Origin of the sequence: Streptomyces cinereoruber (assembly GCF_009299385.1) — a bacterium.
GTDB lineage: Bacteria > Actinomycetota > Actinomycetes > Streptomycetales > Streptomycetaceae > Streptomyces > Streptomyces bikiniensis.
On record NZ_CP023693.1, the window covers coordinates 7,153,358 to 7,178,279 of the forward strand.

Genomic DNA, 24,922 nt, shown 5'->3' on the forward strand with positions numbered 1-24,922 from the left:
CGGCGGACGGGCGGCTTCTCAGGAGACGGTGAAGGCGCGCGAGACGCCCGTGAACGGGACGACCCTCCCCGTCAGCCCGTTCTTCGCGTCGCCGTGGTGGACGATCCGGTATGTCCCCGGTGGAGTGTCGGGCGCGATGTCCCAGGTGATCGTCGCGGTGGACTCCCCGGTCAGGACGGCGGTGCGCCGCCAGCGGTACGTGGTCCGCCAGTCGCCGTCGTCGAGGTGGCGCACCCAGTCCCGGCCCCGCAGCCGCTGCACCTCCAGGAAGGTCCCGCCGCGGCGCAGGTCGTTCTTGGGGTGCCCGGTGACGAAGACGACCGTCACCCGTCCGCCCGGCCCGTAGCCGGCCGCCGCGTCGGTGAGCACCTGCCCGTAGGAGCGTGAGAGACCGGGACTGTCCAGGACGACGCCGGGCTGGACGTTCAGCGTGCCGAGCGCGGACACGGACGGCGGGTCACCCGGCGCGAGGGCGGTGCCGTCGCGCAGCGAGGCGGCCAGCTTCGCGAACTCCTGCTGGTACGCGGGCGCGGTGTACCGGCCGAACAGGGTGGAAGCGCCCTCGTACTGCTGGCCGTCGTACTCCTCGGGCGTGGTGACGTACTGGCCGTACCCGTTGGTGTAGCCCTGCATCAGGACGTCCTCCAGCGGGACGCCCAGCTCCTCGGCCACGGCGCGGCGGATGCGCAGTCCGGCGACGACGGTGTACTCGGCGGGGCCGCCGATCAGATGCAGCCGGCCGATCTTCACCAGTTGCAGCGGGAGGACGTCGGGCGTCGCCCCGAGGAGCCCGCCGGGCACGACCGAGGTCTTGGGCGACTGCTCGGCGGCGAGCCACGCGGGGACCGCGGCGTCGACGCGTTCGAGCAGCGGCGCGAGCGGGGACGGCGTGCCCTCGAACAGGCCCGGGACGCCGGGCCCGTCCTCGGTGCTGCCGGCGAGCGTGGACAGGCCGATGACGCCCGAACTGGTGTGGTGTACCAGGCCGTCGGGCGTGTACCGGCCGTCGACCCGGACCCGCGACATGTCGACGTACCGCAGCCGGGAGTCGACGCCGCCGCTGACCGGGATGGTGGCGGAGGCGTGGATCCGCTGCGCGGCGGTGCTCTGGCGCAGGCCGATGATCCGGGTGTTCTCGAACTCGTCCTCGGTGGGGCCCGATCCGGGGCTGAGATTGAGGTTGGGCGACATGTCGCCGGCGTTGGTCTGCGGGAAGGCGGCCACGAAGCCGGGAGCGGCGTCGAGGTGGCGGACCCCGGCGGTGTCATGCTCCCAGACGTAGGAGGCGTAGCCCTTGTTGTCGCCGCTGATGAGCGTGTTGCCGTTGGTCATCGAGGTGCCGTGGGTGGGGAACCAGCTGATCGCGCCGACGTCGGCGGCCCCCTGCCGGAAGCGCAGCACGGTCATCACGGGGTCGATGCCCAGGGGGTAGACGTCCTTGTCCGCCTGCGGGTTGAGCTCGAAGGCGGCGCGCGAACGGTTGACGCTCGCGTCGGTCAGCTCGCCGCGGCCGAGGGTGAGGGTGCCGGGCCTGAGATCGGCGTGGGCCGCGCCGATCGCCTCGGTGATGCCGGAGACCACGGCGTCGAAGTTCTGCCGCTGGAAGCCGAGCGTCCCCAGGTTGTACGCGAGGTCGTGGCTGCACCCGCCCGGCCCCGCGTGGGTGTGGGTCGCGCTGAGCGAGACGTTCTGCTCGGTGTAGACCGTGCCGTACGCGGTGGCCAGCCGGGCCAGCACCGCTCGGAAGACCGCGAACGGGAGGATGCCCTGGTCGGCGCAGCACCAGGCGACGCGGTTGCCGCTCGCGGGGTCGGCGACGACGAACGCCCGTGCCCGCAGCCGCTGGTGGATGCCGCTGGTCTGCTGGTCGGGCTTCGAGTAGCCCATCATGCCGCTCTCGGCCGCGGCCCCGGTGACGTCGGCGATCCCGCGGCCGACCAGGTACGGGTAGGGGGCCGGTGCGTCCGCCGCGGCGGCCCGGCCGGTGCCGACCGCCAGGCCGCCGGCGGCCGCGGCCATCAGCTGGAGCCCTTGTCTGCGCGTGAACGCCGGTGTTTCCACGTGTCCTGCCTTCGTACGGAGCACGTCCTACCGCTCCTTCGGGGCCGGGCCGCCGGCGGCGACGGTGGTGCCGGGGACCCCGACGGGGCCGAGCACCCGGCGCAGGTGGGCGTTGGTGAAGGTGCCCCGCGGGTCGAGCCGCGCGCGGACCGCCTGGAACCGGTCCCACGCGGGGTAGCGGGCGGCCAGTTCGTCCGCCTCCACGAGGTGCCGCTTGCCCCAGTGCGGGCGGCCCCCGAAGGCCAGGGCGATGTCCTGGACCCCGCGGAAGTACGCCTCCCACGGCATGCCCCGGTACATGTGGACGGCGAGGTACGCGGTCTCGCGCCCGTACGCCGGACTGAGGTGGGACAGCTCGTCCGGGGCCACGAACCGCACCTCGATCGGGAACCCCACGTCCAGGCGCTCGCGGTCGATCATCCGCAGGATCTCCCGGAGGACCTCGGCGCACGCGGCGCGCGGCACGGCCCACTCCATCTCCGTGAACCGGACCGAACGCCTGCTGGCGAAGACCCGGTGGCTCAGGTCGACGTACTCCGAGGGGGTCATCAGCCGGGTGACGGCCCGGTTCAGGGCCGGGATCCGGGACGGGAAGCGGCGGCCCGCCCGGCACGCCGCCTCGAAGACGCCGTTCTCGGCGAACTCGGAGATCCTCCTCGCCAGTTCGCGCGGAGGCCGGACGGGCTCGTCGGTGCGGTTGTTCAGCTTCACCAGCGCGTTGCCCGCGTGGGGGAACAGGAAGAACTCGAAGTGGTCGTTCCCGTCCACGAGTTCGTCCAGGCGGTCGAGCGTCCGGGCGAGCGGCATCGTCCCGGCCTCGGCGCGCAGCGCGAAGGCCGGGACGACGCGCAGGGTGTAGCCGGTGATCACGCCGAGCGCCCCGAGGCTCACCCGGGCCGCCCGCAGGACCTCGGGATCGTCCTCGGTGCAGGTCAGCGTGGTGCCGTCGGCCAGGACGAGGTCGAGGGCCTCGATCTGCGTGGCGAGGTTGCCCAGCTTCCGGCCCGTTCCGTGGGTGCCGGTGGACATGGCGCCGGCGATGCTCTGCCGGTCGATGTCCCCGAGGTTGGGCAGGGCGAGGCCGTGGCGCGCGAGCTGGAGGTTCAGATCGGCCAGCCGGGTGCCCGCGCCGACCGTGACGAGCCCCGCCTCGGCGTCGACGTGCCGCAGGCCGCCGATCCGGTCCAGGTTCAGCAGCAGGCCGTCGGTGCAGACCTGGTCGTTGAAGGAGTGGCCGGCTCCGACGACGCGGACGGTCCGGCCCTCCGAGGCCGCCCGCCCGGTCGCCTCGGCGACCTCCTCCACGGAGCCCGGCCGCAGGGCCCGGTGGGGTGCGCAGGATTCGTCGCCGGCCCAGTTGGTCCAGGCGCCCGCCGGGGGATTCCTCTTCCTCATGCCTTGTTCTCCTTGCTCTTCGGGGCGTCGGGGAGCGGGCCGTCGGGGAGCGGTGCGGGCCCGCCGAGGACCGGTGCTCCGGCGCTGCCCCGGGCGAGCCGGGGGCGCAGGCCGACCAGCCACCACACCGCCGCGAGGGCCAGTCCGCCGAGCACGTAGTGGTTCGCGCTGCGGAACTCGTCCGGCAGCGTCAGGGTCAGGAGGACGGCGACGAGGTAGACGAGGGAGGCACCGAACACGGGGCCCGCGAACCGGCCCAGGTCGAACGCCCCGTCGATCGCCTCCAGCCTCCGCCTCCGGTAGCCGTAGGCGACCACGATCAGCAGGTAGACGAGGTACGGCAGCACCGCCGTGGCGCCGACGAGCGTGCCGAAGGCGTTGGAGCTGTTGTGGCCGAAGAGCAGGACCGCGACGTTGAGCACGTACCCCGTGAGCAGCGCCGGGACCGGCGTCTTCGTCGTGGGGTTGACCCGCCTCAGGAGCGCGGAACCGGGCAGCACGTTGTCGCGGGCCATCGCGAAGAGCAGACGTGCGATGACGGCGGCGGAGACCACCATCAGCGCGAACATCGCGAACACGACCACGCCCACGAAGGTCCGCGAGAGCCCTTCGCCGAGCCAGTACTGGAAGACGGCGGGCAGGCCCCCGGCCGCCAGCACCTCGTCGCTCGGGACGGCCACGGTGAAGCCGATCAGCACCAGCATGCCCAGGACCACCGAGACCACGACGCTGCCGAGGATCGCCCGGGGCACGGAGCGCTTGGCGTCGACGGCCTCCTCGGCCACGTCGGCCGCGGCCTCGAACCCGGCCAGCGTGTAGACGCCGACCAGGGACGCCAGCGCGATCGCGTACCCGTACGAGTGGCCGGGCGGAAGGTGGTGCTCGGTGAGGTAGCCGATGCCGTGGTCCGACTCCTCGGTCCCCGCGACCCAGAGGAAGAACAGCAGCAGGGCCAGGACGACCGTGCCGAGGATCTCCGCCAGCACGGCCACGTTGTTGATCCGGGCGGCCAGCTGCACGCTGACGATGTTGACGAGGTACGCGACCGTGAGCACCAGCAGCGCGATGAACAGGCTCATGCGCGGCGAGGCGCCGTCGATGCCGAGGACGTACTCGGTGAGGGGGGCGACCGCGAGGTAGACGATGCCGGGCACGCCGACGGCGGCGTACAGGATGCCCAGCGCGCCGATGAACCAGCCGTAGCCGGGTCCGATCAGCCGCGCGCCCCACTGGTAGCCGGCGCCCGCCAGCGGTATCCGGGTCCCCAGTTCGGAGATCACCAGGGCCACGAGGAGCTGCCCGACGCCCACCATCGGCCAGATCCAGATGCTGACCGGCCCCAGGTGGGTCATCCCGAAGGTGAAGTTGAGGAAGACGCCGGTGGCGATGGACATGATGGAGAACGAGACGGAGAACAGCGAGAACCAGCTCAGCGACCGGCTCAGCTCCTGCCGGTACCCGAACTCGCCGACCGTCCGCTCGTCCTCGGCGAGCCGCTTCCGCTCCTCGGGCCCGCTCGTCTCCCCGGGCCCGCTCATTCGGCACCCGCGGCACCGAGCACGGAGCCGACGACCCCGTCGAGCGCGTCCCCGTAGGGCGGGAACATCACGTCGATCAGGTCGTCCCGGCCGCGCCTGACGACGCCGCGCGGGTTGGAGAACTCCCGGAAGCCGTCCACCCCGTGGTGCCGGCCGTGGCCGCTGTGGCCGATCCCGCCGAACCCGAGGGCCGGTACGGCACTCTGCACGGCGCAGGTGTTGACGCACGCCCCGCCGGAGACGGTGGTGGCCAGGACCCGCTCCGCGACCTCGCCGTCCTGCGCGAAGACGTAGAGGCCCAGGGGCCGTTCACCCCGGTTGACGTAGGAGACGGCGTCCTCGATCCCGTCGTGGGACTTCACCGGCAGGATCGGTCCGAAGATCTCCTCGCGCATCAGGGCGAGGTCGTCGGGCGGGTCGACCACCAGCGTCAGCGGCATCCGGCGGGTGGCCGCGTCCGTGCCGGAACCGTCCACCTCCACCACCTCCACGCCTCGCGCCCTCGCCTCCTCCAACAGGCCCTGGAGACGCTTCAGATGGCGCTCGGTGATGATGCCCGTACAGTCGGACGAGGCGGCGAAGCCCGGCACCCGCTCGCGCATGTGGGCCCGCACCAGGTCGACGAACCGGGCCGTGTCCTGCCGGGGCACCAGGCAGTAGTCGACGCTGACGCACATCTGCCCGTTCTTGACCAGCTTCGTCCCGACGATCTGCGCGACGGTCTCCGCGGTGACGCTGTCGCCGTGGACGATCGCGGGGCACTTGCCGCCGAGTTCGAGCGTGGTCGGCACCAGGTTCTCGGCGGCCGCGCGGGCGACCAGCCGCCCGACCTCGGGGTTCCCGGTGTACAGCAGGTGGTCCCAGGGCAGGGTCGGGAACTCCCGCGCCAGCTCCAGGCCGCCGGTGACGACGGTGACCCGCTCCGGGTCGAAGGCCTCGGCCACCATCTCGCGCAGCAGGGCCGAACACGCGGGGGTGTACTCCGAGGGCTTGACGATCACCCGGTTCCCCGCGGCCAGCATGTCGGCGAGGGGGCCGAGCGAGAGGTCGAAGGGGAAGTTCCAGGGCGAGATCAGGCCGATGACGCCCTTGGGCTGGTGGACCACGTCGATCCGGGCGGTCCCCAGGAGGCCAGGACCCGCGGGGCGGGGCTCCGGCGCCATCCACTCCTCCAGGTGCTCGGCGGCGAAGGCGGCCCGTCCCGCCACGCCCAGGACCTCGACCAGGTCGGCGAACCCCTCGGGATGCACGGCGAAGTCCGCCGACAGCGCCTCCCGGATCCGCCGGCGGTACGCGGTGATCACTCCGGCCAGTGCCGCCAGGTCCTGCCGCCGCCGGTCGGGCCCCGGCGCGGGGTCCCGGCGTGCGGCCGCCCGCTGTGCGGCGAACGCGGTACGCAGTGCGACGATGGCCTCGGCGTCGTCCGAGGTGCGGCCCGGGCTGTGGTCGGGGCCGACGGGTGTGGTGTGGGACATCGCTCTCCCCTTGGCTCATCGCGTGTGGGTCATCGCGGATGGCTCATGGTGGCGGCGGGCCGGGTGTGAGGTGAAACACCAATCTCGGCGGGATCTACAATCCCGGGGTTGTGGATATGAATCTGCGCAGACTGCGCTCCTTCGTCGCGCTGGCCGAGGAGCTGCACTTCACCCGGGCCGCGGCGCGGCTCTTCGTCGCCCAGCAGTCGCTGAGCAGGCAGATCTCCCAACTGGAGGCCGAACTCGGGACGCCGCTGCTGCGCCGCACCTCCCGCAGGGTGGAGCTCACCCCCGCGGGGGAGGTGTTCCTGACCGCCGCCCGCGAGGTCCTGGAGCGCTTCGACCGGGGCGTGACCGAAGCGCGGCGCGTGGGGCAGGGGGAGCGGACCACCCTGAGGGTGGGCTTCATCGTCGGCGCCGCGCTCGAACTGACCACGCACATCCTGGCCGAGTTCACCCGGCGCCGCCCCGACGCCCGGGTCGAGCTCCACGAGTTCGGCTTCGCCGACCCCTCGGCCGGTCTGACCGGGGGCGGCACCGACGTCGCGTTCATCCGGCTGCCCAGCACCACCCACGGCCTCGCGACCGTGCCGCTGTTCACCGAGCCCTGCGTCGTCGCGGTGAGCACGGGGCACCCCCTGAGCCGCCGCGACCACGTCCGCGTCGCGGACCTCCTCGACGAGCCGATCGCCATCGGCCTGACGGACGACGTCGTGTGGCGGGACTTCTGGACCCTGGCCGGACACCGCGGGGGCAGGCGCGCGCGGAACCTCGTGGAGACGCACTCGCAGAGCGAGGAGGTGGAGGTCGTCGCCGCCGGGATGGCCTGCAGCATCACGCCGGCGGCGGCGCGCCGCTACTCGCCCCACCCCGGGGTCCGGTTCGTCACGATCGTCGACCACCCCGGCTCGGTCGTCGCCGTGGCCCATCGCCCCGACCGGTCGCATCCGCTCGTCGCCTCGTTCGTGGCCGCAGCGGAGGCGGTCCGGGACCGCGAGACGGGAATCCTCCGCACGATCCGGGGGCTTCCCGGGGCCGACTGAACGCGGGGGCGGGCCCGGGGCCTCCCCGGGCGCCGGATCAGTCGGTCCGCAGGGTGGCGGCCGCGGCACGGATGAAGGTCATCGCGGTCTCCAGGTCGCCCGGCTCCGACTGGTGCGTCAGCTCGCTGATCACGCTCGCCACCGTGGCCGCCAGGATGCGCGGCGCGAAGGCGTCCGGACGCCAGCCCCGCTCCTCGGCGAGGAGCCGGGCGCCGTCCTGGACGACATCGGTCAGGCGGCCCCGGCAGAGCCCCTTGAGCTGGGGGTTCGCCTGGAGCATCTGGTCGTAGAGCTCGTCGAACCTGTCGCGGGAGCCCGCCTGTTCGCGCAGCCACTGCTCCACGGTGTCGAGGATCCCCTGTCCCGGGGGCCTGGCGTGCAGGGCCGCGGCGAGCCGGTCGACGAACACGTTGAAGTGCTCCATCGCCAGTTCGAGCTTGGTCGGGAAGTACAGCGTGACCGTACGCGGCGAGACCTCGGCCGCCTCGGCGATGTCGGCGATGCTCGTGGCGTCGAAGCCCCGCTCGGCGAACAGCTCGTACGCCGCCGTGAGGATCGCTTCCCTGCGCCGTGCCTTGCCGCGCTCCCTGAGGCTGTCACCCGTCATGCGTGCATCTTACCACCGGTAGCTAATTTACAGTCGAATGCAAAAATGCGTTACTGTGCAGAACGTGGTGGAGGTGCCCGCCCTGACCCCTCCACCACGTTTCCGTCCCCTGACGCCCCTTCCCTCAGGGTCTCGACCGGTTAGGAATGCTTCGATGGCCTCACGCCTGTACGCCTGGGCGCGCTGGATGGTTCGCCGCCGCCGCTGGGTGATCGCGACCTGGATACTCCTGCTCGCCGTCGTCGGTGGGCTGGGGGCGACCCTGAACGGAAAGACGTCCACGCAGTTCACGATTCCCGGCGTCGAAGCGCAGGAGGCGCAGGACCTCCTCAAGGAGAAGTTCCCGCCCGCCGCCGGCGGTGTCGTGCGCATCGTGGTCGCCGCCCCCGAGGGGAGGACCGTCACGGACCCGGAGCAGCGGAAGGCGCTCGACGGCGTCCTGCGCGAGGCGGCCACCGTGGAGGGCGTCATCGACGTCACCCGGCCGACCGAGGTCGGCGCGGTGTCGTCCGACCGGACCATCGCCTACGCCGACGTCCGGTTCCAGAACGAGGCCCCCGAGGTGACGGAGGAGGCCAAGGAGGAACTCGCCACCGCCGTCGAGCCCCTCCGCGACGCCGGGATGCAGGTCGAGCTGGGCGGCTCCGCCATGCTCCCGCAGACCGAGGCGGGGGGCCCGGCCGAACTGGTCGGCGTCGTCATCGCCTTCGTGGTCCTCGCCGTCACCCTCGGCTCCGTCGTCGCGGCCGGACTCCCCCTGCTGACCGCGCTCCTGGGCGTCGCCGTCGGCGTGCTCGGCACCATGTTCGTCTCCGGCTTCGTGGAGATGACGGGCACCGCGACCGTACTGGCCCTGATGATCGGCCTGGCGGTCGGCATCGACTACGCGCTGTTCGTCATCTCCCGCCACCGCGAGCAGCTCGCCGACCCCGACACCGACTGGGAGGAGTCGGTCGCCCGCGCCACCGCCACGGCCGGCAGCGCGGTCGTCTTCGCCGGCGCCACCGTCGTCATCGCCCTCGCCGCCCTGGCCATCACGGGCATCCCGTTCCTCACGATCATGGGCCTGGCCGGCGCCGTGACCGTACTGATCGCCGTCCTGGTCGCCATCAGCCTGCTCCCGGCCGTACTCGGCGTGTTCGGCGAGCGGATGCGCCCGCGCCACCCCCGGCGGAAGAGCAAGCGCGCGAACCGGACCCCCGGCTCCTGGGGTCTGGCCTGGGTCCGCGGCGTCACCCGTACACCGGCCGTCGTCCTGGTCGCCGGCGTCCTGGGCCTGCTGGCCCTCGCCCTGCCGGCCAAGGACCTGCGCCTCGGCCTGCCCAGCTACGCCTCCCAGCCCGAGAGCAGCACCCAGCACAAGAGCTTCGACCTGCTCACCGAGGGCTTCGGCCCCGGCTTCAACGCCACCCTCATCACCGTGGTGGACACCGAGGGCATCCCGCAGAACGAGCGGCAGGGCACCGTGACGCAGCTGCGCGGCGCGCTGGTCGCCGACAAGAACGTGGCCGCCGTCTCACCCCCGGTGGCCGGCCCCTCCGGCGGCGTCGTGGTCATGGCCGTGATGCCGAAGTCGAGCCCCGACGCGGAAGCCACCACCGACCTGGTCCACCGCATGCGCGACAAGGCGCCCGAGATCGCCGACGCGGGCGGCACCCTCTACGTCACCGGGCAGACGGCCATGGCCATCGACGTCGCCGACAAGCTCGGCGACGCACTGCCCCTGTTCATCGGCGTCATCGTCCTCCTCGCCCTCGTCCTGCTGGCCATCGCCTTCCGGTCGGTCCTCGTGCCCCTCAAGGCGGCGCTCGGATTCCTGCTCTCGGTCGGCGCGAGCCTGGGAGCCTCGGTCTGGGTCTTCCAGGAGGGGCATCTGAACGGCCTGCTCGACGTGGCGGCGGTCGGCCCCGTCACCAGCTTCCTCCCGATCCTGCTCACCGGCGTGCTGTTCGGCCTGGCCATGGACTACGAGGTCTTCCTCGTCAGCCGCATGCGCGAACACTACGAGCACAGCAAGGATCCGGCCGAGGCGATCGCCCGGGGCGTCTCCAGCAGCGCACGCGTCATCGTGGCCGCCGCGCTGATCATGGTCGCGGTCTTCGGCGGATTCGTCTTCAACGAGGACCCGATCGTCAAGGCCATCGGGTTCTCCCTCGCCTTCGGCGTGTTCATCGACGCCTTCGTGGTCCGCATGACGCTCGTGCCCGCCGCCATGGCCCTGCTCGGACGGCGCGCCTGGAGCATGCCCCGTTGGCTCGACCGGCTCCTCCCGGACGTCGACATCGAGGGCGCGCGCCTGCCCGCCCCCGCCGGGCGCGCCGCGGACCCGGAGGCCGAGGAGGAGGCCCCGCGCCGCGAGCCCGCCGCCCGGGTCTGAACGGCCCGCACCGAACTCCGGGGCCGCCGACGTCCGTGGGGGGCGTCGACGGCCCCGGATCCCGCCCCGCACCTCCCGCGCGCCGCGGGGGGTGCGGAGTCGTTTCGGCGGCGTGACCGCCCCTCGAATGTTGACACTGCATACTCCTGGGCGTAATGTATGTGTTGTAAACATTCGGCTCTCGGATGTATGCGGACGAAGGCGGGCATGGGTCTTCCTGCCCGGTGTCGAGTCCCGGAGAACCCACGAGAGCTTTTCGCACCGGTTGAAACCATCTGTTGGGAACGGAGTTGTCATGAAGGCTGTGTCGATCAAGGAGCACGGCGGTCCCGAGGTCCTGGAGTGGATCGAGGTCGAGGACCCGACGCCCGCCGCCGGCGAGGTGGTCGTGGACGTGGTGGCCAGCGCGCTGAACCGGGCGGACGTCATGCAGCGCTGGGGGCTCTACCCGCTGCAGCCCGGCTGGTCGCCGTACCCGGGCCTCGAGGTCTCCGGCCGCGTCGGCGCCATCGGCGAGGGGGTCACCGGCTGGCAGGTGGGCGACGAGGTCTGCGCCCTGCTGACCGGCGGAGGGTACGCGCAGAAGGTGGCCGTCCCCGCCGGACAGCTCCTGCCGGTCCCGAAGGGGATCGACCTGGTGGAGGCGGCGGGCCTGCCCGAGATCACCGCCACCGTCTGGTCCAACCTCGTCATGACCGCGGGCCTGAAGGCGGGCGAGACGCTCCTGGTGCACGGCGGCGCCGGCGGTGTCGGCACGATGGCGATCCAGGTCGCCAAGGCCCTGGGCGCCCGGGTCGTCACGACGGTCGGCGGCCCGGAGAAGGCCGAGCGCGCCCGGGAGCTGGGGGCCGACACGGCGATCGACTACCGCACCGAGGACTTCACCGAGCACGGCCCCTACGACGTGATCCTCGACGTCGTCGGCGGCGACTACCTGGAGCGCAACGTCCGCTCCCTGGCGGCCGACGGACGGCTGGTCGTCATCGGCCTGCAGAAGGGGCTCGAGGGGCAGCTGAACCTCGCCGAGATCGTCTTCAAGCGGGCCTCCGTGCACGGCACCACCCTGCGGACCCGTTCCAAGGAGTACAAGGCCGAGGTCGTGGCCGAGGTCCGGAAGAACGTCTGGCCCATGATCGAGAGCGGCGCCGTGCAGCTGATCGTCGAACGGACCGTGCCCATGGCCGAGGCCGCCGAGGGCCACCGCCTCATGGAAGCGGGCGGCCACCTCGGCAAGATCCTGCTCGTGAACGACGAGAACGCGTGACGGGACGGGCGTGCGCCCGAAGGGCCGCCCCGCGTCGCTCGACGCGGCACGCGAGCACCCCGTGACGCTCGGCCCGGCGGTACGGGCGCCCGTTGCGGCGCGCGGCATTCCGCCTCTCCCGACGGAGCCGTGCCCGACAGGACGGTCCCACCGGGAGAGGCGGCCGATCGCCGGCCTTCCCGGTGGCGCGCCCCGGCGGGCGGCGGTCCCGTCAGACCGCCGGCGCGGGCTCCTCGGCGGTCCGCGAGCCCCGGGTCATCAGGACCCCCGCGAGCGCCGCGACGGGATACATGAGGACCCCGTAGACGGCGGCGGGCACCGCCAGGCCGACGCTGCCGAGCACGCTGATCGCCAGGGTCATGGCGACGGCGCTGTTGTGCACGCCGATCTCCATCGAGCAGGCGATCGACTGCCGCTTGTCGAGCTTGAGCAGGCGCGGCGCGAAGTACCCGATCGTGAGGCTCGCCACGCAGAAGGCCAGCGCCGCGGGGCCCACGTCCAGGAGGTAGCCGACTATGTTCTCCCGCTCGGCCACCAGCGCGCCGATGATCACGGCGACGAGGACGACGACCGACAGCTGCCGCACCGGGCGGTCCATGCGCCGTGCGAACGCCTCCGAACGGCTCCGCACCGCCAGGCCGATCACCACCGGCACGATCACCAGGGCGAAGACCTGCAGCACCTTGCCGAACTGCAGCCCCATCCCGTCGGGGCCGATGTCCGGCTCGAAGTACCACAGGGCGAAATTGGTGATGATCGGCAGCGTCACGATGGCCAGCACCGCGTTGACCGCGGTGAGCGTGACGTTCAGCGCCACGTCGCCGCCGAAGAGGTGGCTGAAGAGGTTCGCCGTCGTCCCGCCGGGCGAGGCGGCCAGCAGCAGCATGCCGACGGCGAGCACGGGGGAGAGGCCGAAGGCGAGGACCAGCCCCAGGCACACGACGGGCAGCAGCAGGAGTTCGCAGACCATCGCCACGACGACGGCACGGGGGTGGCGTCGTACCCGGCGGAAGTCGTCGAGGGTCAGCGACAGGCCCAGTCCGAACATGATGACGGCGAGGGCGAGGGGGAGGAATACGGTGGCGAGAGGAGTGTCCATGCGCGGCTTCGTCTCCAAGGGCGATGGTGGCGCGAAGGGAGGTCCGGAGTGACAGCTGTACGACACCCGTGTGACACCCGCGTGTCCGGCAGGTCCGAGTGCCCGCTGCACCGCGCACAGTAGGTGCCGACGTGAGCACTGTCAACATTGCTCGGGGTGCCGCTCGGTGACGTGACGCCACCGGCACGCCACCCGCGGACCCTTCGCGTCCGGGACCGGCTTCCGCCGTCCCCGCCCAACCCCTCGCACGCCGCGGCCGACCGGCCGACTCCGCCCCCCCTTCCGCGGCCGCCGCGGAGGAAAGGAAACCCATGGACCTCCAGGTCGACCTCGGTGACCTGCCCGTCGACACGAGCGCGCCGATCCTGGTCACCGGCGCCACCGGATACGTCGCGGGCTGGATCGTGAAGGCCCTGCTCGACGCGGGAGCCACCGTCCACGCGGCCGTCCGCGACCCCGGCGACACCGCCAAGGTGCGGCACCTCGCGGAGGCCGCCGACGCCTCGCCCGGCACCCTGCGCCTGTTCGCCTCGGACCTGATGCGCGAGGGCTCCTACCGGGAAGCCATGCGGGGGTGCCGGATCGTCGTCCACACCGCCTCGCCCTTCACCCGTACCGTACGGGACCCCCGGCGCGACCTCGTCGACCCGGCCGTGCACGGCACCCGCAACGTGCTGCGCACCGCGAACGACGTCGAGACCGTCGAACGCGTGGTGCTCACCAGCTCCGTCGCCGCGATGATCGGGGACGCCTCCGACATCCTCCGCGTCCCCGGCCGGACCCTGACGGAGGAGAGCTGGAACACGACCTCGTCCCTGACCCGCGAGCCGTACAGCTTCTCCAAGACCCTGGCCGAGAAGGAGGCGTGGCGCATCGCGGAGGCGCAGGACCGCTGGCGCCTCGTCACCGTCAACCCGGGCCTCGTGATCGGCCCGGCCCTGAACGCCGACCCGACCAGCGAGAGCTTCACCATCCTGCGGCAGATGATCGGCGGCGAGGCCCGCTTCGGAGCACCCCGCGTCGCCGTCGCGGTCGTCGACGTGCGCGAGGTCGCCTACGCGCACCTGGCGGCCGCGTTCCTCCCGGAGGCCCGGGGGCGCCACCTCGTCGTGGCCGAGAGCACGGACATCGTCGATCTCGCCCGCAGGCTCCTGCCCGCCTACGGAACGCGGTACCCGCTGCCGCGCCGGGCCGTGCCGAAACCCCTCGCCGTCGCCTTCGCGCCGGCGGCCGGACTCGAACGCGGCTACCTGCGACGCAACATCGGCTTCGCGCTGCGGGGCGACACCACCAAGAGCCGGAAGCTCCTCGGCGTGCGCTACCGACCCGCGCAGCACTCCATGGAAGAGATGCTCGACCAGCTCATCCGGGCCGAAGCACCGAAACCGCGCTCCTGAGAAACCGTCCGGTCCGGCCCCGGGCCGCGTGGCACCCTTTCGGCATGCGCCTGACAGCCGACGGAACCACGCCGATCTCCCGGTCGGTCCTGGTGAACGACTTCGAGACCGACGACGGATACGCCTTCGAACCGGCGAGCCCGCTCTTCCTGGCCGCCGGCGACCGCATCGCCCTCGGGAGGGACGGGCTCGTCGTCACGCGGGCCGACGGAGCACGACTGGCGCCGGCTGGCGACTGGTCCACCCGCTGCCGCCCGGGAGTCCGGAAAGACTTCGGACGCGGGGCCGGAAAGCAGGTGTGGGGCGCGGACGAGGGGGCAGGCGGCCGGTGAGCGAGCGGCTCCCGTACGGGTCGTCACCTGCGGTTCCCTTCCCCGCGGGTGACGCCACCGGGGCCTCCGCTCGTACCCGACGGGCCCGTCCGTGCCCGGCCACCGGAGGGGTCGCGTCCGAGCGACCGCCGGTACGCCGGCGCGACCGGCGTTGTTCCGTTGGGCGGAGATCGGCGGCCCGTTCGTTACGGCGCCCCGGTGACCGGTCATGGCTATGGAGTCCCCTGTCCCGACCTCGGAGAGACGATGTCCCACGAGAACCCCCTCAAAGCCGCCGTCGACAAGCTGACCGAGCCGTTCCGGGAGAACGGGCCCGCCGAGGGCGTGCCCGGGGCCCCCTCCTCGGGGCCGGTGACGGTCGAGGAGCCGACCGAGCCGCACGGGCCGCTGCCGCCGAAGCCGGACCAGACCGGTCCGGAGACGGTGAGCCCCACCGGTCAGCCGACCGGAGCGGACCAGGCGCGGGTGGCCCAGAGCGGCGCGTACCTGACCACCGCGCAGGGCACCCGGCTGTACGACACCGACCACTCGCTCAAGGCGGGCCCCCGCGGGCCGGTCCTGCTCCAGGACCACCACCTGCGCGAGAAGATCATGCACTTCGACCACGAGCGCATCCCGGAGCGCGTGGTCCACGCCCGCGGTGCCGGCGCGCACGGCGTCTTCCAGTCGTACGGCACGGCGGCGGGCGTGACGAAGGCGGCCTTCCTCGCCGCCGACGCCGAGACCCCGGTCTTCGTCCGCTTCTCGACCGTGCTCGGCTCGCGCGGCTCGGCCGACACGGTCCGCGACACCCGGGGCTTCGCGACGAAGTTCTACACCGAGGAGGGCGTCTTCGACCTCGTCGGGAACAACATCCCGGTCTTCTTCATCCAGGACGCCATCAAGTTCCCCGACGTCATCCACGCGGGCAAGCCCCACCCGGACCGGGAGATCCCGCAGGCCCAGAGCGCCCACGACACCTTCTGGGACTTCGTGTCGCTCCACACCGAGGCCCAGCACCACGCCATGTGGAACATGTCCGACCGGGGCATCCCCCGCTCCTACCGGACGATGGAGGGCTTCGGCGTCCACACCTTCCGGCTCGTCAACGCCGAGGGCGCCACGACCCTGGTGAAGTTCCACTGGAAGCCCAAGCTGGGCGTGCACTCCCAGGTCTGGGAGGAGGCCCAGATCACGGGCGGAGTGGACCCCGACTTCCACCGCCGGGACCTCGCCGACGCCATCGAGGCGGGTGCCTACCCGCAGTGGGAGCTGGGCATCCAGACCTTCCCCGACACCCCGGAGCAGACCTTCGAGGGCATCGACCTGCTCGACCCGACGAAGATCGTCCCCGAGGAGCTGGCCCCGGTCCGGCCGATCGGCCTGCTCACCCTCAACCGCAACCCGTCCAACTTCTTCGCCGAGACCGAGCAGGTCGCCTTCCACGTCGGCCACCTGGTCCCCGGCATCGACGTCACCGACGACCCGCTTCTCGCCGGGCGCCTCTTCTCCTACCTGGACACCCAGATCACGCGTCTGGCCGGGCCCAACTTCAACCAGATCCCGATCAACCGGCCGCACGCCCCCGTCAACGACATGCTCCGCGACGGCTTCCACCAGCAGGCCGTGCACACCGGCGTCGCGCCCTACAAGCCGAACTCGCTGGACGGCGGCTGCCCGTTCTTCGCGGGAGCGGACACCGGCGCCTTCGTCGAGGTGCCCGTCGAGCTCCCGGCCGCGCGCAAGGTCCGCGAGGCGCCCGCCTCCTTCGCCGACCACTTCAGCCAGGCGCGCCTGTTCTGGCTGAGCATGACCCCGGTCGAGCGCGAGCACATCGTCGCCGCGTACACCTTCGAACTCGGCAAGTGCTACGAGCAGGCCGTCAAGGAGCGCCAGCTCCTCGCCCTGGCCAACATCGACCCCGAGCTGTGCGCCCAGGTCGCCGCGGGACTCGGCCTGCCCGCCCCCGAGGCCACCCAGCCGCTCGCGGACGTGCGGCCCAGCCCCGCGCTCTCCCAGGTCGGCGGGGAATGGCCCGCCGACGGGCGGATCGTCGGCATCGTCACCGACGGCACCGCCGACGCCGACGGCGTCCGCGCCCTGCGCCGGGCGGTGCTCGACGCGGGCATGGTGCCGCTGGTCGTCGCGCCCGCGGGCGGGAAGCTCGGCGACGGCGCCGACGCGATCACCGTCCAGCGCACCTTCGCCACCGCGCGCTCCATCGAGTTCGACGCCCTCGTCCTCGCCGGCACCCCCGCCCCGGGCGCCGACGCCCAGGGGGCCCGCGACGCCAAGGCCGGCGAACCGGGCCAGGGGGGCGCCGCCGTGGACCCGCGCCTCGCGATGCTGGTCTCCGAGGCGTTCCGGCACGCCAAGGCCATCGGCGGCTGGGCGGGCGCGGAGACCGTCCTGGCGGCGGCCTCGGTGCCCACCGGCGCCCCCGGCGTGATCCTCGCCGACAGCGGTGAGGCGGTCCTGTCCGGCCTGACCCCGCTCCTGGCCAAGCACCGGGTCTGGGACCGCTTCCCCGCCGCGCTCTGACCCGCTCCCGTACGCGCCACACGTGTGCCCGCCGTCCCGGACGGCGGGCACACCCGTGTGTACGGGGCGAATTAGCGGCTCCGTACCGCCAACGTCCTTCCCGGAAAGGTCCGTTGCCGCACACCGGCAGGGAAGCGGCGATCCCCGTGGGTGAGTTGCGGTGACTTGTCCCTTCACTTTTTAAGAAACCTTGTTGAGAAAGTCATAGCTCTGTGAAGGCCCGTTGATTTGCACTCGTCAATCGGTCAGGGTTTCGAGCGAGCCGCCGGAGAGTTTCCTTCCGGGGGCCCAACCCCCCACAAATCCTGACGAGGAGAGCCTTCTTTCATGGCAACTCACAAGCGTGTCCGCAAGTTCAGGATCGTCGCCGTCGCGACCGCGATCGCCGCGGCGGCCGGAGTGACCGTCGCCGCCGGCCCGTTCGCCGGCGCGGCCCCCACCCCCGCCGAGGGAACCGTCCACGGCCTCGGCGCGGAGAACGCCGTGGCGGGCAGCTACGTCGTGCTGCTCGACGAGAAGACCGACAAGGCGGGCAAGACCGAGCTGGCGAAGGAGTACGGCGGCACGCTGCGCCGCAGCTACGACTCCCAGGTCAACGGATTCTCCGTCAACGAGCTCACCGAGACCGAGGCCAAGCGCCTCGCCGCCGACCCGGCCGTCGCCAAGGTCGTCCAGAACCGCACCTTCACCATCAACGAGACCCAGGACAACCCGCCCTCCTGGGGCCTGGACCGGGTCGACCAGACGGACACCGCCGGGGACCGGAAGTACACCTACCCCGACGCCGCGGGCGAGGGCGTCACCGCGTACGTCATCGACACCGGCGTCCGCGTCAGCCACAGCGACTTCGGCGGCCGCGCCACCGACGGCTTCGACGCGATCGACAACGACGACACCGCCCAGGACGGCAACGGCCACGGCACCCACGTCGCCGGCACCATCGCCGGAACCGCCCACGGCGTCGCCAAGAAGGCGAAGATCGTGGCCGTCCGCGTCCTCGACGACAACGGCTCCGGCACCACCGAGCAGGTCATCGCCGGCATCGACTGGGTCACCGAGAACCACCAGGGCCCGTCCGTCGCCAACATGAGCCTCGGCGGCAGCGCCGACCCGGCCCTCGACGAGGCCGTCAAGAAGGCCATAGCCGCCGGCGTCACCTTCGGCGTGGCCGCCGGCAACGAGTCCTCCGACGCCGGCCAGGGCTCCCCGTCCCGCGTGCCCGAGGCGATCACCGTCGCCTCCTCCACCAAGGACGACCGGCAGTCCAGCTTCTCCAACTTCGGCTCCGTCGTGGACATCTACGCCCCCGGCTCGGACATCACCTCCGCCTGGAACGACAGCGACACCGGCACCAAGACCATCTCCGGCACGTCCATGGCCACCCCGCACGTCGTCGGCGCCGCCGCCGTCTACCTCGGCGGCCACCCCGACGCCACCCCGGCCCAGGTCGCCGAGGCGCTGGTCGGCGGCGCGACCGCCGACAAGATCGGCAACGCCTCGCCCGGCACCGCCAACAAGCTCCTGAAGATCGTGGAGTAGCCCCACCCGCCCGACGACGGCCCGCCGCGCCCTCTCCCAGGAGGGCGCGGCGGGCCCGTTCGGGTCATGGGGTCAGCGCCCGCGCCGCCCCCGGCCGGCGGGCTCGCGGTCCTCCTCGTCCTCTTCGTCCTCCCCTTCTTCCTCGTCTCCTTCCGCCCCTTCGTCCTCGTAGTCCTCGGCGTACTCCTCGCCGGGATCCGACTCCTCGTCCTCGTCCTCGTACTCCTCCTCGTCCCCTTCCCCGGGTTCCTCGGGGCCGTCCTCCTCGTCCTCCTCGTCCTCCTCGTACCGGTCCTCGGGCTCCCCCTCCTCGTCCCCCTCTTCCTCTTCCTGTTCCTGTTCCTGCTGCTCCTCCTCCAGGGCGTCCTCGTGCGTGCGGACCACCTCGCCGTCACGGATCTCGCCGCGCCAGCCCTCGGGCTCGTCGTCGGTGAGGGCGACGTGCCGGCGGAAGTGCTTCACGTCGAGCCGTAGCCGACGGCCCTGGGCGCGCCAGAGGTTGCCCGTCTTCTCGAAGAAGCCGGAGGGGTAGTACTCGACGGTGATCAGGACCCGGGTGAGCGACGGGCCCAGCTCGTGGAAGCTGACACAGCCCCGGGTCGATCCCTTGGCCCCGTCCGAGGTCCAGACGATGCGCTCGTCCGGCACCTGCTCCTGGACGGTAGCCTTCCAACTGCGGGTGGAGGGGCCCACCTTGACCTTCCAGTCGCTGGAGGTCTCGTCGCCCTGGGAGACGTTGCGCACGCCCTTCATGAAGCCGCTGAAGTCCTCGTACTGGGTCCAGTGGTCATACACCCTCCGGAGCGGGGCGCCCACGTCGACCGTCTCGACGATGCTGGTGATCTTCTGGGTCCCGCTCTTCCGTTTGCCCTTCCCCTTGCCGCCGAACAGGTTCGACGCGGTATCGGTGACCTTGTCCTTCAGGCCGCCGAACGTGTGGCCCACCATCGCCTTGACGGGGGAGTCCCCCTGGAGCATGCGCCCGCCGATGTCCGCGAGGCTGCCGCCGTTGTCGGCCACGTCCTGGAGCCGGTCGGTGACGTCCCCCAGCTTGTCCGTGGCCTTCTCGGCCAGTTGGCCGGTCTGGGCGGAGAGGTAGTCGCCGACTTCGCCGAGCAGCCGGTCCAGTCCGGATCCCGACTCCTTGGCGGAGGTGCGGTTTTCGGGTGCCATGACCTACCTCCGCGCCGACGGCTTGCGCGCGGCCGTCTTCTTCGCGGCGGTCTTCTTCGCCGCCGGCTTGCGTGCCGTGGTCTTCTTGGCCGCGGCCTTCCTGGCGGGAGCGCTCTTCTTCGCCGCCGTGCCCTTCTTCGCGGGAGCGCTCTTCTTCGCTGCCGTCTTCTTGGCCGGCGCCTTCTTCGCGGCCGGTTCCGCGGCCGTCTTCTTCGTCGCGGCCTTCTTGGCGGGTGCGCTCTTCCCGGCAGGAGCGGTCTTCTTCGCCGGAGCCGTACCGCGTGCCCGGGAGGGCTTGCGCGTGCGGGACGACGGACGCGAGGACCGACTCGGTTCCGGCTCCTCCTGCTCCTCCGGCTCGTCCTCCTCGGCCTCTTCGTCCTCCCCGTCCTCCTCCGGTTCCTCGTCCTCCTCCCACACGTCCTCGTCCTCGTCGTACTCCTCGGGCTCCTCGGGTTCCTCCTCGGATTCCTCCTCGTCCTCGTAGCCCTCCTGGTCCTGCCGGTCCTCTTCTTCGTCCTCGTAACGCCCTTCCTCGTCCTCCTCGTCCCCACTGCTGCCGATCGCCAGCGTCCGCTCGTGCAGCGAGTCGGCGAGGTCGGCGAGCTTGCGGTCGGCCGCGGCCTTGAGCGCCTGACGGCCGACGTTCAGGGTCTCGCCCTTCAGCTGGTCGCCCATCTCCGCGACCTGGGGTATGTCCTTGAGCCTGCTCAGGCCCTCCGCGACGAGCTGTCGGGGTTCGAGGCCGAAGCGCCGCCCCGCCAGATAGGTCGCCGCGGTGAACGCGAGGCGCCCCTTCTTCGTCCGTCCCAGCACGTAGCCCCCGGCCACCGCGGCCGCCAGGGCGATCTTGGACGTGTCATCCATGGCCTCTGTCCCTTCACCGGGCGCACACGGCCTCGCCGTCGCCTCGTACGGAACTCTCCGCACCGGGGCGCACCTCCGCGCGCACTCCCGTGAAGGGCGCCCCTGTCGGGCGGTGGGGAACGAGCCTGCTTTCCCGGCATGGCTTTTGTCCCTATATCATGAAATTCTAGCCGTAACTGGCTGCACGTCCTCCGGAAGTGCCACATGGCTTCAGCAGATTCGGAACGCCCCCGGCGGGCCGCCCCCCGCGCCGACGACGAACAGCGGGAGCGCGCCCCCTCCCGGCGCAGACCGGCGCCGCGCCGGGCCAGGGCCGTCGACGCCGGCTCGGCGATGAGCTCGGCCGCCGAGCAACTGGCGAAGCTGCTCGGCAGACCGCCCGAGTCGGTCTCCTCGCTCAAACCCACCGACTCGGGGTGGGAGGCGCAGGTGGAAGTGGTGGAGCTGGAACGCATCCCCGACACGACCAGCGTGCTGGCCAGTTACAAGGTCGCACTCGACGAGGAAGGCGCACTGATCTCCTTCGAACGCACCCGCCGCTACAGCCGCGGGATGATCGATCGGCCGTTCTGAGAACGGTTCGGCCGTGAAGGGAGGCACCATGACGATGGTGCCGCAGGGCGGCGGCAGCGCCGCCGGCAGGGGCGGAGGCTCCTCGGGCACCCTCTACGACGTCCTGGAGCTCATCCTGGACCGGGGCCTGGTGATCGACGTCTTCGTCCGCGTCTCGCTGGTGGGGATCGAGATCCTCAAGATCGACGCCCGGATCGTGGTGGCCAGCGTGGACACCTATCTGCGCTTCGCCGAGGCCTGCAACAGGCTCGACCTCGAATCCGGCCGCAAGGCTCCGGCGCAGCTCCCCGAGGTCGTCGGGGGCATGATGGAGGGCGGGGCCCACGGCAAGTCCAAGGGGGCGCTCAGCGGGGCGGTCGACGCCGTCACCGAGTCCCTGACCGGGAAGTCCCGCGACGACGAGGAGCCGGACGAGGAGGAGGAAGCGGAGGAGGAGCCCGCTCCCCGACGCCGGCGGCCCCCCGCCCGACGCGCGGCGCGCCGGGAGAAGGAGTGACCGATGGCCCTCTACGTCTACGCGATCACGGGGCAGGACCACCCCCTCGCCGTCGGGGACGTGACCGGCGTCGGCGCCGATCCGTCCCCGGTGCGCGCCCTCGCGTGCGGACCGCTGTACGCCGTGGTCAGCGACGTCTCCGAGGAGATCCGGCCCAAGCGGCGCGACCTGCTGATCCACCAGGAGGTGCAGGAGCGACTGATGGAGGGCGGCCCGGTCCTGCCCCTCCAGTTCGGCTACACCGCCGCCGACGAGGCGACGGTCGAACAGGCGCTCCGCAAGGACGCCGACGGCTACCTCGCCAACCTGGAACGGCTCGACGGCTGCGTCGAGTACCACGTGCGGGCCTTCCAGAACGAGGAGGAGCTCCTGCGGCAGATCCTGCGGGAGACCCCCGAGACCCGGGAGCTGAACGATCGGATCCGCGCCGGGGACCCGGACCCCCAGCTCCCGCTGACCCTCGGCCGCGCGGTCGCCGCGCAGGTGCGGGAACGGCAGGACGCGCTCGCGGCCGGACTGACCGACGCCCTCGTCCCGTACGCCAGGGAGCACGACGTACGGCCCGCGACCGGCGACGACCTCCTCAACCTCTCGCTGCTGGTCTCCGACGACCGGAGGGAGGAGTTCCTCTCGGCGCAGGCGGGCCTCGTCCGGCAGCTCGGGGACGGGGTGGAGTTCCGGCTGAGCGGCCCCCTGCCGCCGTACAGCTTCGTCCGGTAGCGGAGGACGGGCGGGGAAGTCCGTCCGGTGGCGGAAGACGAGTGAGGAAGGAGGAGGAACGAGGATGGGACTGCTGACGCAGCTGCTCACGCTTCCCGTCGCCCCGGTGCGCGGCGCCGTCTGGATCGCCGAGAAGGTCCTGGAGACGGCCGAGGAGGAGTACTACGACCCGGCCCCCGTCTGGCGGGAGCTCCGGGAGCTGGAGGCCCGGCTGGTACGGGGAGAGATCGACCAGGAGGCCTTCGACCGGCGCGAGGACGAACTGCTCGACCGGCTGGACGAGATCGACGCGTACCGGCGGGGGCCGCGATGACCCGGAAGCGAGGCCGCCGTGTCTGACCCCCTGCCCGACCGGTTCGGATCCGTCCCCTCCCGGGCGGCGCCGGCGCCGTACGGGCCGAGTTCCTCCGCCAACCTCGCGGACATCCTGGAGCGGGTGCTCGACAAGGGCATCGTCATCGCCGGGGACATCCGCATCAACCTGCTCGACATCGAACTCCTGACGATCAAACTGCGGATCCTGGTCGCCTCCGTGGACAAGGCGAAGGAGATGGGCATCGACTGGTGGGAGCACGACCCCTCCCTCTCCTCGAAGCACACCGGCGGCCCCCTGGCCGAGGAGAACCGCAGGCTCCGCGCGGAGGTGGAGGCGCTGCGCCGCGAGAGGCTCACGACGGGGGAGCGACCGGAAGCGGAGGCCTTCGAGGCCGAGGACGCCGAAGACATCGAGGACGCCGAGGAGGTGGAGGCCGCCGACGGCGCGGAGCCGGACCGCGAAGCGGCCCCCGGCCGGAGGGCGGGGAACAGGGCGCCACGGAAGCGCGGCAGATGAACGCCCGCGAAGACCTCACCTACGTGTACGCCGCGGTCCCGGACACGCGGGAGGTACGCGCGGCCCTCGGGGAACTCCGAGGCGTGTCGGGCGCTCCCGTCTCCCTCCTGGCGGCCGGGACGGCCCCCGTGGCGTTCGTGGTCAGCCGGGTCGCGCCGGACGAGTTCGACGAGCGGACCCTGAAGGCCCGCTTCGAGGACCTGGAGTGGCTGGAGGGCGTCGCCCGCGCCCACCACGAGGTCGTCCAGACCGTCGCCCGCCACGACACCGTCCTCCCGCTGCGCCTGGCGACCGTCTACCAGAACGACGACCGCGCCCGCCGCGCCCTCACCGCCCAGAGCCGGTCCTTCACCGAGCGGATCGCCCTCCTCCGCGGCCGGAGCGAGTTCGGCGTCAAGCTGTACATCAGCCCCACCGGCTCCACCGACCGCACCGGCCCTGCCGGCGCCGCGGAGTCCCGTGAGGGAGCTGAGGGCCCCGGGAGAGCTGCCGACGCCTCCCTCACTCCCGGCAAGGCCTATCTGCGCCGCCGCCGGGCCCAGCACAGCGCCCAGGAGACCCGCTACCGGCACGCCCAGGAGGCCGCCGCCCGCGTCGAGGCCCTGGCCCACCGGTTCAGTACGCACCGGATGCGCCACCCCGCCCAGACCGGGGCCCTGGCGGGCCCGGAGGAGAACGTCCTCAACGACGCCTATCTCGTCCCGCACGACCGCGCCGAGGAGTTCCGCACGGCGCTCACCGGCGCGGTGGAAGGCCTCGACGGCGTACGCGTCGAGGTGACCGGGCCGTGGGCCCCCTACTCCTTCGCCACGCCGTCGCCGCCGCCCGGCGGCGAGACCGCCGGGGAGGGGGCGGCGCCATGACGGTCTCCCGGCCCACCGAATCACTGCCCGGCCGGCAGGTCGCCCTGGTCGACCTGCTCGACAGGCTGCTCAGCGGGGGAGTGGTCCTCTCCGGCGACCTCGTCCTGTCGATCGCGGACATCGACCTCGTCCGCATCTCGCTCCGCGCCCTGATCGTCTCCGTCGACTCGGAGGCGGACCCCCTGGCCTCCGGCACCGCCGGGCCTAGGGCGGACCCCCTGGCTTCCGGTACCACCGGGCCGGGGGCGGGCATGAACGCACCGGTGGACCGGAAAGCGGACGTGACCGCACCACTGGACCGGGGGCGGGCGTGAACGACGAGGCGGACCCGGAGCCGGGGGAGCGGAGGTCTCCTCCGGAGCCGCTCCCGGAGGCCCCACCGCCCCTGCGCAGGGCGGGCACCGCTCTGAACGACGCCTTCCGCCTCCTCCAGGCCCCGCCCACCCCGGCCGACGAACCCCCGCGCCCCGCCCGCAGGCTCCGGACCGACCACGAGTCGGTGGAGGAGGACCTGCTCAAACTCGTCCTCACCGTCGTGGAGCTCCTGCGCCAGCTCATCGAGAGGCAGGCGCTGCGACGCGTCGACGCGGGCGACCTCACCGACGACCAGGAGGAGGAGCTGGGCGCCACCCTGATGGCCCTGCACGACGCCCTGTCCGACCTCTGCGCCGAGCACGGCTACACGCTCCAGGACCTCAACCTCGATCTCGGCCCGCTCGGCCCCCTGCTGCCGCGCGAGGACTGAGCCGCC

Annotated in this window: 23 protein-coding genes; 15 read left to right on the forward strand and 8 right to left on the reverse strand. The window is 72.2% G+C overall.

Annotation, left to right across the window (positions count from 1 at the left end; genetic code table 11):
• Nucleotides 1-18: 18 nt before the first annotated feature.
• The 4 genes from CP977_RS32120 to CP977_RS32135 all read right to left on the reverse strand — a co-directional run bounded on the left by CP977_RS32120 (nucleotide 19) and on the right by CP977_RS32135 (nucleotide 6,469).
• A complete protein-coding gene (locus CP977_RS32120; protein WP_152371698.1) occupies nucleotides 19-2,019 on the reverse strand; it encodes a neutral/alkaline ceramidase in 2,001 nt (666 codons plus the stop codon).
• Between the two features lie 69 nt (nucleotides 2,020-2,088).
• Complete coding sequence (locus tag CP977_RS32125) at nucleotides 2,089-3,456, reverse strand: D-arabinono-1,4-lactone oxidase (RefSeq protein ID WP_152371333.1); 1,368 nt, start codon at nucleotides 3,454-3,456, stop codon at nucleotides 2,089-2,091.
• Nucleotides 3,453-4,994 carry an amino acid permease gene (locus CP977_RS32130; protein ID WP_152371334.1) on the reverse strand — a complete coding sequence of 514 codons (1,542 nt, stop codon included), beginning with the start codon at nucleotides 4,992-4,994 and terminating at the stop codon, nucleotides 3,453-3,455. The genes CP977_RS32125 and CP977_RS32130 overlap by 4 nt, the downstream gene beginning before the upstream one ends.
• On the reverse strand, nucleotides 4,991-6,469 hold the full coding sequence (locus CP977_RS32135) for an aldehyde dehydrogenase family protein (RefSeq protein WP_152371335.1): 1,479 nt from the start codon (nucleotides 6,467-6,469) through the stop codon (nucleotides 4,991-4,993). The genes CP977_RS32130 and CP977_RS32135 overlap by 4 nt, the downstream gene beginning before the upstream one ends.
• Nucleotides 6,470-6,585: 116 nt before the next feature.
• Here CP977_RS32135 and CP977_RS32140 point away from each other — a divergent pair, with 116 nt between their 5' ends.
• Entirely contained in the window at nucleotides 6,586-7,512 is a 927-nt protein-coding gene (locus tag CP977_RS32140) for a LysR family transcriptional regulator (RefSeq protein WP_062760039.1), read from the forward strand.
• 37 nt (nucleotides 7,513-7,549) lie between these two features.
• On the opposite strand, the gene CP977_RS32145 is transcribed toward CP977_RS32140, so the two are convergent.
• A complete protein-coding gene (locus tag CP977_RS32145; protein ID WP_152371336.1) occupies nucleotides 7,550-8,119 on the reverse strand; it encodes a TetR/AcrR family transcriptional regulator in 570 nt (189 codons plus the stop codon).
• 154 nt (nucleotides 8,120-8,273) lie between these two features.
• Between CP977_RS32145 and CP977_RS32150 the strand changes: the two genes are divergently transcribed.
• The gene (locus CP977_RS32150) at nucleotides 8,274-10,496 is read left to right on the forward strand and encodes an MMPL family transporter (RefSeq protein ID WP_167309015.1); all 2,223 of its coding nucleotides are present in this window, start codon (nucleotides 8,274-8,276) and stop codon (nucleotides 10,494-10,496) included.
• 295 nt (nucleotides 10,497-10,791) lie between these two features.
• Nucleotides 10,792-11,760, forward strand: a complete 969-nt coding sequence (locus tag CP977_RS32155; RefSeq protein ID WP_152371337.1) for an NAD(P)H-quinone oxidoreductase — start codon at nucleotides 10,792-10,794, stop codon at nucleotides 11,758-11,760.
• Nucleotides 11,761-11,971: 211 nt separating this feature from the next.
• Here the strand turns inward: CP977_RS32155 and CP977_RS32160 are convergent, their stop codons facing one another.
• Nucleotides 11,972-12,859, reverse strand: a complete 888-nt coding sequence (locus CP977_RS32160) for a bile acid:sodium symporter family protein (RefSeq protein ID WP_152371338.1) — start codon at nucleotides 12,857-12,859, stop codon at nucleotides 11,972-11,974.
• 311 nt (nucleotides 12,860-13,170) lie between these two features.
• Here CP977_RS32160 and CP977_RS32165 point away from each other — a divergent pair, with 311 nt between their 5' ends.
• The 4 genes from CP977_RS32165 to CP977_RS32180 all read left to right on the forward strand — a co-directional run bounded on the left by CP977_RS32165 (nucleotide 13,171) and on the right by CP977_RS32180 (nucleotide 18,647).
• Nucleotides 13,171-14,256 (forward strand): NAD-dependent epimerase/dehydratase family protein, encoded by a 1,086-nt coding sequence (locus tag CP977_RS32165; RefSeq protein WP_062760043.1) that lies wholly within the window; start codon nucleotides 13,171-13,173, stop codon nucleotides 14,254-14,256.
• Nucleotides 14,257-14,300: 44 nt separating this feature from the next.
• Nucleotides 14,301-14,588, forward strand: coding sequence for a hypothetical protein (locus tag CP977_RS32170; protein WP_062760044.1), 288 nt, complete (start codon nucleotides 14,301-14,303; stop codon nucleotides 14,586-14,588).
• A 246-nt stretch (nucleotides 14,589-14,834) separates the two neighbouring features.
• Nucleotides 14,835-17,108 carry a catalase gene (locus CP977_RS32175; RefSeq protein ID WP_152371339.1) on the forward strand — a complete coding sequence of 758 codons (2,274 nt, stop codon included), beginning with the start codon at nucleotides 14,835-14,837 and terminating at the stop codon, nucleotides 17,106-17,108.
• A gap of 327 nt (nucleotides 17,109-17,435) precedes the next feature.
• Nucleotides 17,436-18,647, forward strand: a complete 1,212-nt coding sequence (locus CP977_RS32180) for a S8 family peptidase (protein ID WP_062760046.1) — start codon at nucleotides 17,436-17,438, stop codon at nucleotides 18,645-18,647.
• Nucleotides 18,648-18,719: 72 nt separating this feature from the next.
• On the opposite strand, the gene CP977_RS32185 is transcribed toward CP977_RS32180, so the two are convergent.
• Both CP977_RS32185 and CP977_RS34295 read right to left on the reverse strand, forming a co-directional pair.
• Complete coding sequence (locus CP977_RS32185) at nucleotides 18,720-19,820, reverse strand: SRPBCC family protein (RefSeq protein WP_152371340.1); 1,101 nt, start codon at nucleotides 19,818-19,820, stop codon at nucleotides 18,720-18,722.
• A gap of 3 nt (nucleotides 19,821-19,823) precedes the next feature.
• Nucleotides 19,824-20,687: a histone protein gene (locus tag CP977_RS34295; RefSeq protein WP_167309016.1), complete on the reverse strand. Its 864-nt coding sequence runs from the start codon at nucleotides 20,685-20,687 to the stop codon at nucleotides 19,824-19,826.
• Nucleotides 20,688-20,891: 204 nt separating this feature from the next.
• On the opposite strand from CP977_RS34295, the gene CP977_RS32200 reads away from it, so the two are divergent.
• From CP977_RS32200 to CP977_RS32235, 8 genes are all read left to right on the forward strand, one after another.
• Nucleotides 20,892-21,260 carry a gas vesicle protein GvpO gene (locus tag CP977_RS32200; protein ID WP_152371341.1) on the forward strand — a complete coding sequence of 123 codons (369 nt, stop codon included), beginning with the start codon at nucleotides 20,892-20,894 and terminating at the stop codon, nucleotides 21,258-21,260.
• A gap of 28 nt (nucleotides 21,261-21,288) precedes the next feature.
• On the forward strand, nucleotides 21,289-21,756 hold the full coding sequence (locus tag CP977_RS32205) for a gas vesicle structural protein GvpA (RefSeq protein WP_062760050.1): 468 nt from the start codon (nucleotides 21,289-21,291) through the stop codon (nucleotides 21,754-21,756).
• Nucleotides 21,757-21,759: 3 nt separating this feature from the next.
• Entirely contained in the window at nucleotides 21,760-22,476 is a 717-nt protein-coding gene (locus tag CP977_RS32210) for a GvpL/GvpF family gas vesicle protein (protein ID WP_062760051.1), read from the forward strand.
• Nucleotides 22,477-22,540: 64 nt separating this feature from the next.
• Nucleotides 22,541-22,789 carry a gas vesicle protein GvpG gene (locus tag CP977_RS32215; RefSeq protein WP_062760052.1) on the forward strand — a complete coding sequence of 83 codons (249 nt, stop codon included), beginning with the start codon at nucleotides 22,541-22,543 and terminating at the stop codon, nucleotides 22,787-22,789.
• An 18-nt stretch (nucleotides 22,790-22,807) separates the two neighbouring features.
• On the forward strand, nucleotides 22,808-23,308 hold the full coding sequence (locus CP977_RS34530; protein WP_229991440.1) for a gas vesicle protein: 501 nt from the start codon (nucleotides 22,808-22,810) through the stop codon (nucleotides 23,306-23,308).
• Nucleotides 23,305-24,171, forward strand: coding sequence for a GvpL/GvpF family gas vesicle protein (locus CP977_RS32225; RefSeq protein WP_063915271.1), 867 nt, complete (start codon nucleotides 23,305-23,307; stop codon nucleotides 24,169-24,171). The genes CP977_RS34530 and CP977_RS32225 overlap by 4 nt, the downstream gene beginning before the upstream one ends.
• Nucleotides 24,168-24,485 (forward strand): gas vesicle protein, encoded by a 318-nt coding sequence (locus tag CP977_RS35020; protein WP_229991441.1) that lies wholly within the window; start codon nucleotides 24,168-24,170, stop codon nucleotides 24,483-24,485. The genes CP977_RS32225 and CP977_RS35020 overlap by 4 nt, the downstream gene beginning before the upstream one ends.
• Entirely contained in the window at nucleotides 24,482-24,916 is a 435-nt protein-coding gene (locus CP977_RS32235; protein ID WP_372460763.1) for a gas vesicle protein K, read from the forward strand. The genes CP977_RS35020 and CP977_RS32235 overlap by 4 nt, the downstream gene beginning before the upstream one ends.
• The last annotated feature ends 6 nt before the right edge of the window (nucleotides 24,917-24,922 follow it).

Coding starts and splice junctions, on each gene's coding strand:
- CP977_RS32155 (WP_152371337.1), top strand. CDS start 10,792: ATGAAGGCTGTGTCGATCAAGGAGCACGGCGGTCCCGAGGTCCTGGAG.
- CP977_RS32170 (WP_062760044.1), top strand. CDS start 14,301: ATGCGCCTGACAGCCGACGGAACCACGCCGATCTCCCGGTCGGTCCTG.
- CP977_RS35020 (WP_229991441.1), top strand. CDS start 24,168: ATGACGGTCTCCCGGCCCACCGAATCACTGCCCGGCCGGCAGGTCGCC.
- CP977_RS32225 (WP_063915271.1), top strand. CDS start 23,305: ATGAACGCCCGCGAAGACCTCACCTACGTGTACGCCGCGGTCCCGGAC.
- CP977_RS32165 (WP_062760043.1), top strand. CDS start 13,171: ATGGACCTCCAGGTCGACCTCGGTGACCTGCCCGTCGACACGAGCGCG.
- CP977_RS32140 (WP_062760039.1), top strand. CDS start 6,586: ATGAATCTGCGCAGACTGCGCTCCTTCGTCGCGCTGGCCGAGGAGCTG.
- CP977_RS32200 (WP_152371341.1), top strand. CDS start 20,892: ATGGCTTCAGCAGATTCGGAACGCCCCCGGCGGGCCGCCCCCCGCGCC.
- CP977_RS32135 (WP_152371335.1), bottom strand. CDS start 6,469: ATGTCCCACACCACACCCGTCGGCCCCGACCACAGCCCGGGCCGCACC.
- CP977_RS32185 (WP_152371340.1), bottom strand. CDS start 19,820: ATGGCACCCGAAAACCGCACCTCCGCCAAGGAGTCGGGATCCGGACTG.
- CP977_RS34295 (WP_167309016.1), bottom strand. CDS start 20,687: ATGGATGACACGTCCAAGATCGCCCTGGCGGCCGCGGTGGCCGGGGGC.
- CP977_RS32125 (WP_152371333.1), bottom strand. CDS start 3,456: ATGAGGAAGAGGAATCCCCCGGCGGGCGCCTGGACCAACTGGGCCGGC.
- CP977_RS32215 (WP_062760052.1), top strand. CDS start 22,541: ATGGGACTGCTGACGCAGCTGCTCACGCTTCCCGTCGCCCCGGTGCGC.
- CP977_RS32150 (WP_167309015.1), top strand. CDS start 8,274: ATGGCCTCACGCCTGTACGCCTGGGCGCGCTGGATGGTTCGCCGCCGC.
- CP977_RS32120 (WP_152371698.1), bottom strand. CDS start 2,019: ATGGCCGCGGCCGCCGGCGGCCTGGCGGTCGGCACCGGCCGGGCCGCC.
- CP977_RS32160 (WP_152371338.1), bottom strand. CDS start 12,859: ATGGACACTCCTCTCGCCACCGTATTCCTCCCCCTCGCCCTCGCCGTC.
- CP977_RS32175 (WP_152371339.1), top strand. CDS start 14,835: ATGTCCCACGAGAACCCCCTCAAAGCCGCCGTCGACAAGCTGACCGAG.
- CP977_RS32180 (WP_062760046.1), top strand. CDS start 17,436: ATGGCAACTCACAAGCGTGTCCGCAAGTTCAGGATCGTCGCCGTCGCG.
- CP977_RS32145 (WP_152371336.1), bottom strand. CDS start 8,119: ATGACGGGTGACAGCCTCAGGGAGCGCGGCAAGGCACGGCGCAGGGAA.
- CP977_RS32210 (WP_062760051.1), top strand. CDS start 21,760: ATGGCCCTCTACGTCTACGCGATCACGGGGCAGGACCACCCCCTCGCC.
- CP977_RS32130 (WP_152371334.1), bottom strand. CDS start 4,994: ATGAGCGGGCCCGGGGAGACGAGCGGGCCCGAGGAGCGGAAGCGGCTC.
- CP977_RS32205 (WP_062760050.1), top strand. CDS start 21,289: ATGACGATGGTGCCGCAGGGCGGCGGCAGCGCCGCCGGCAGGGGCGGA.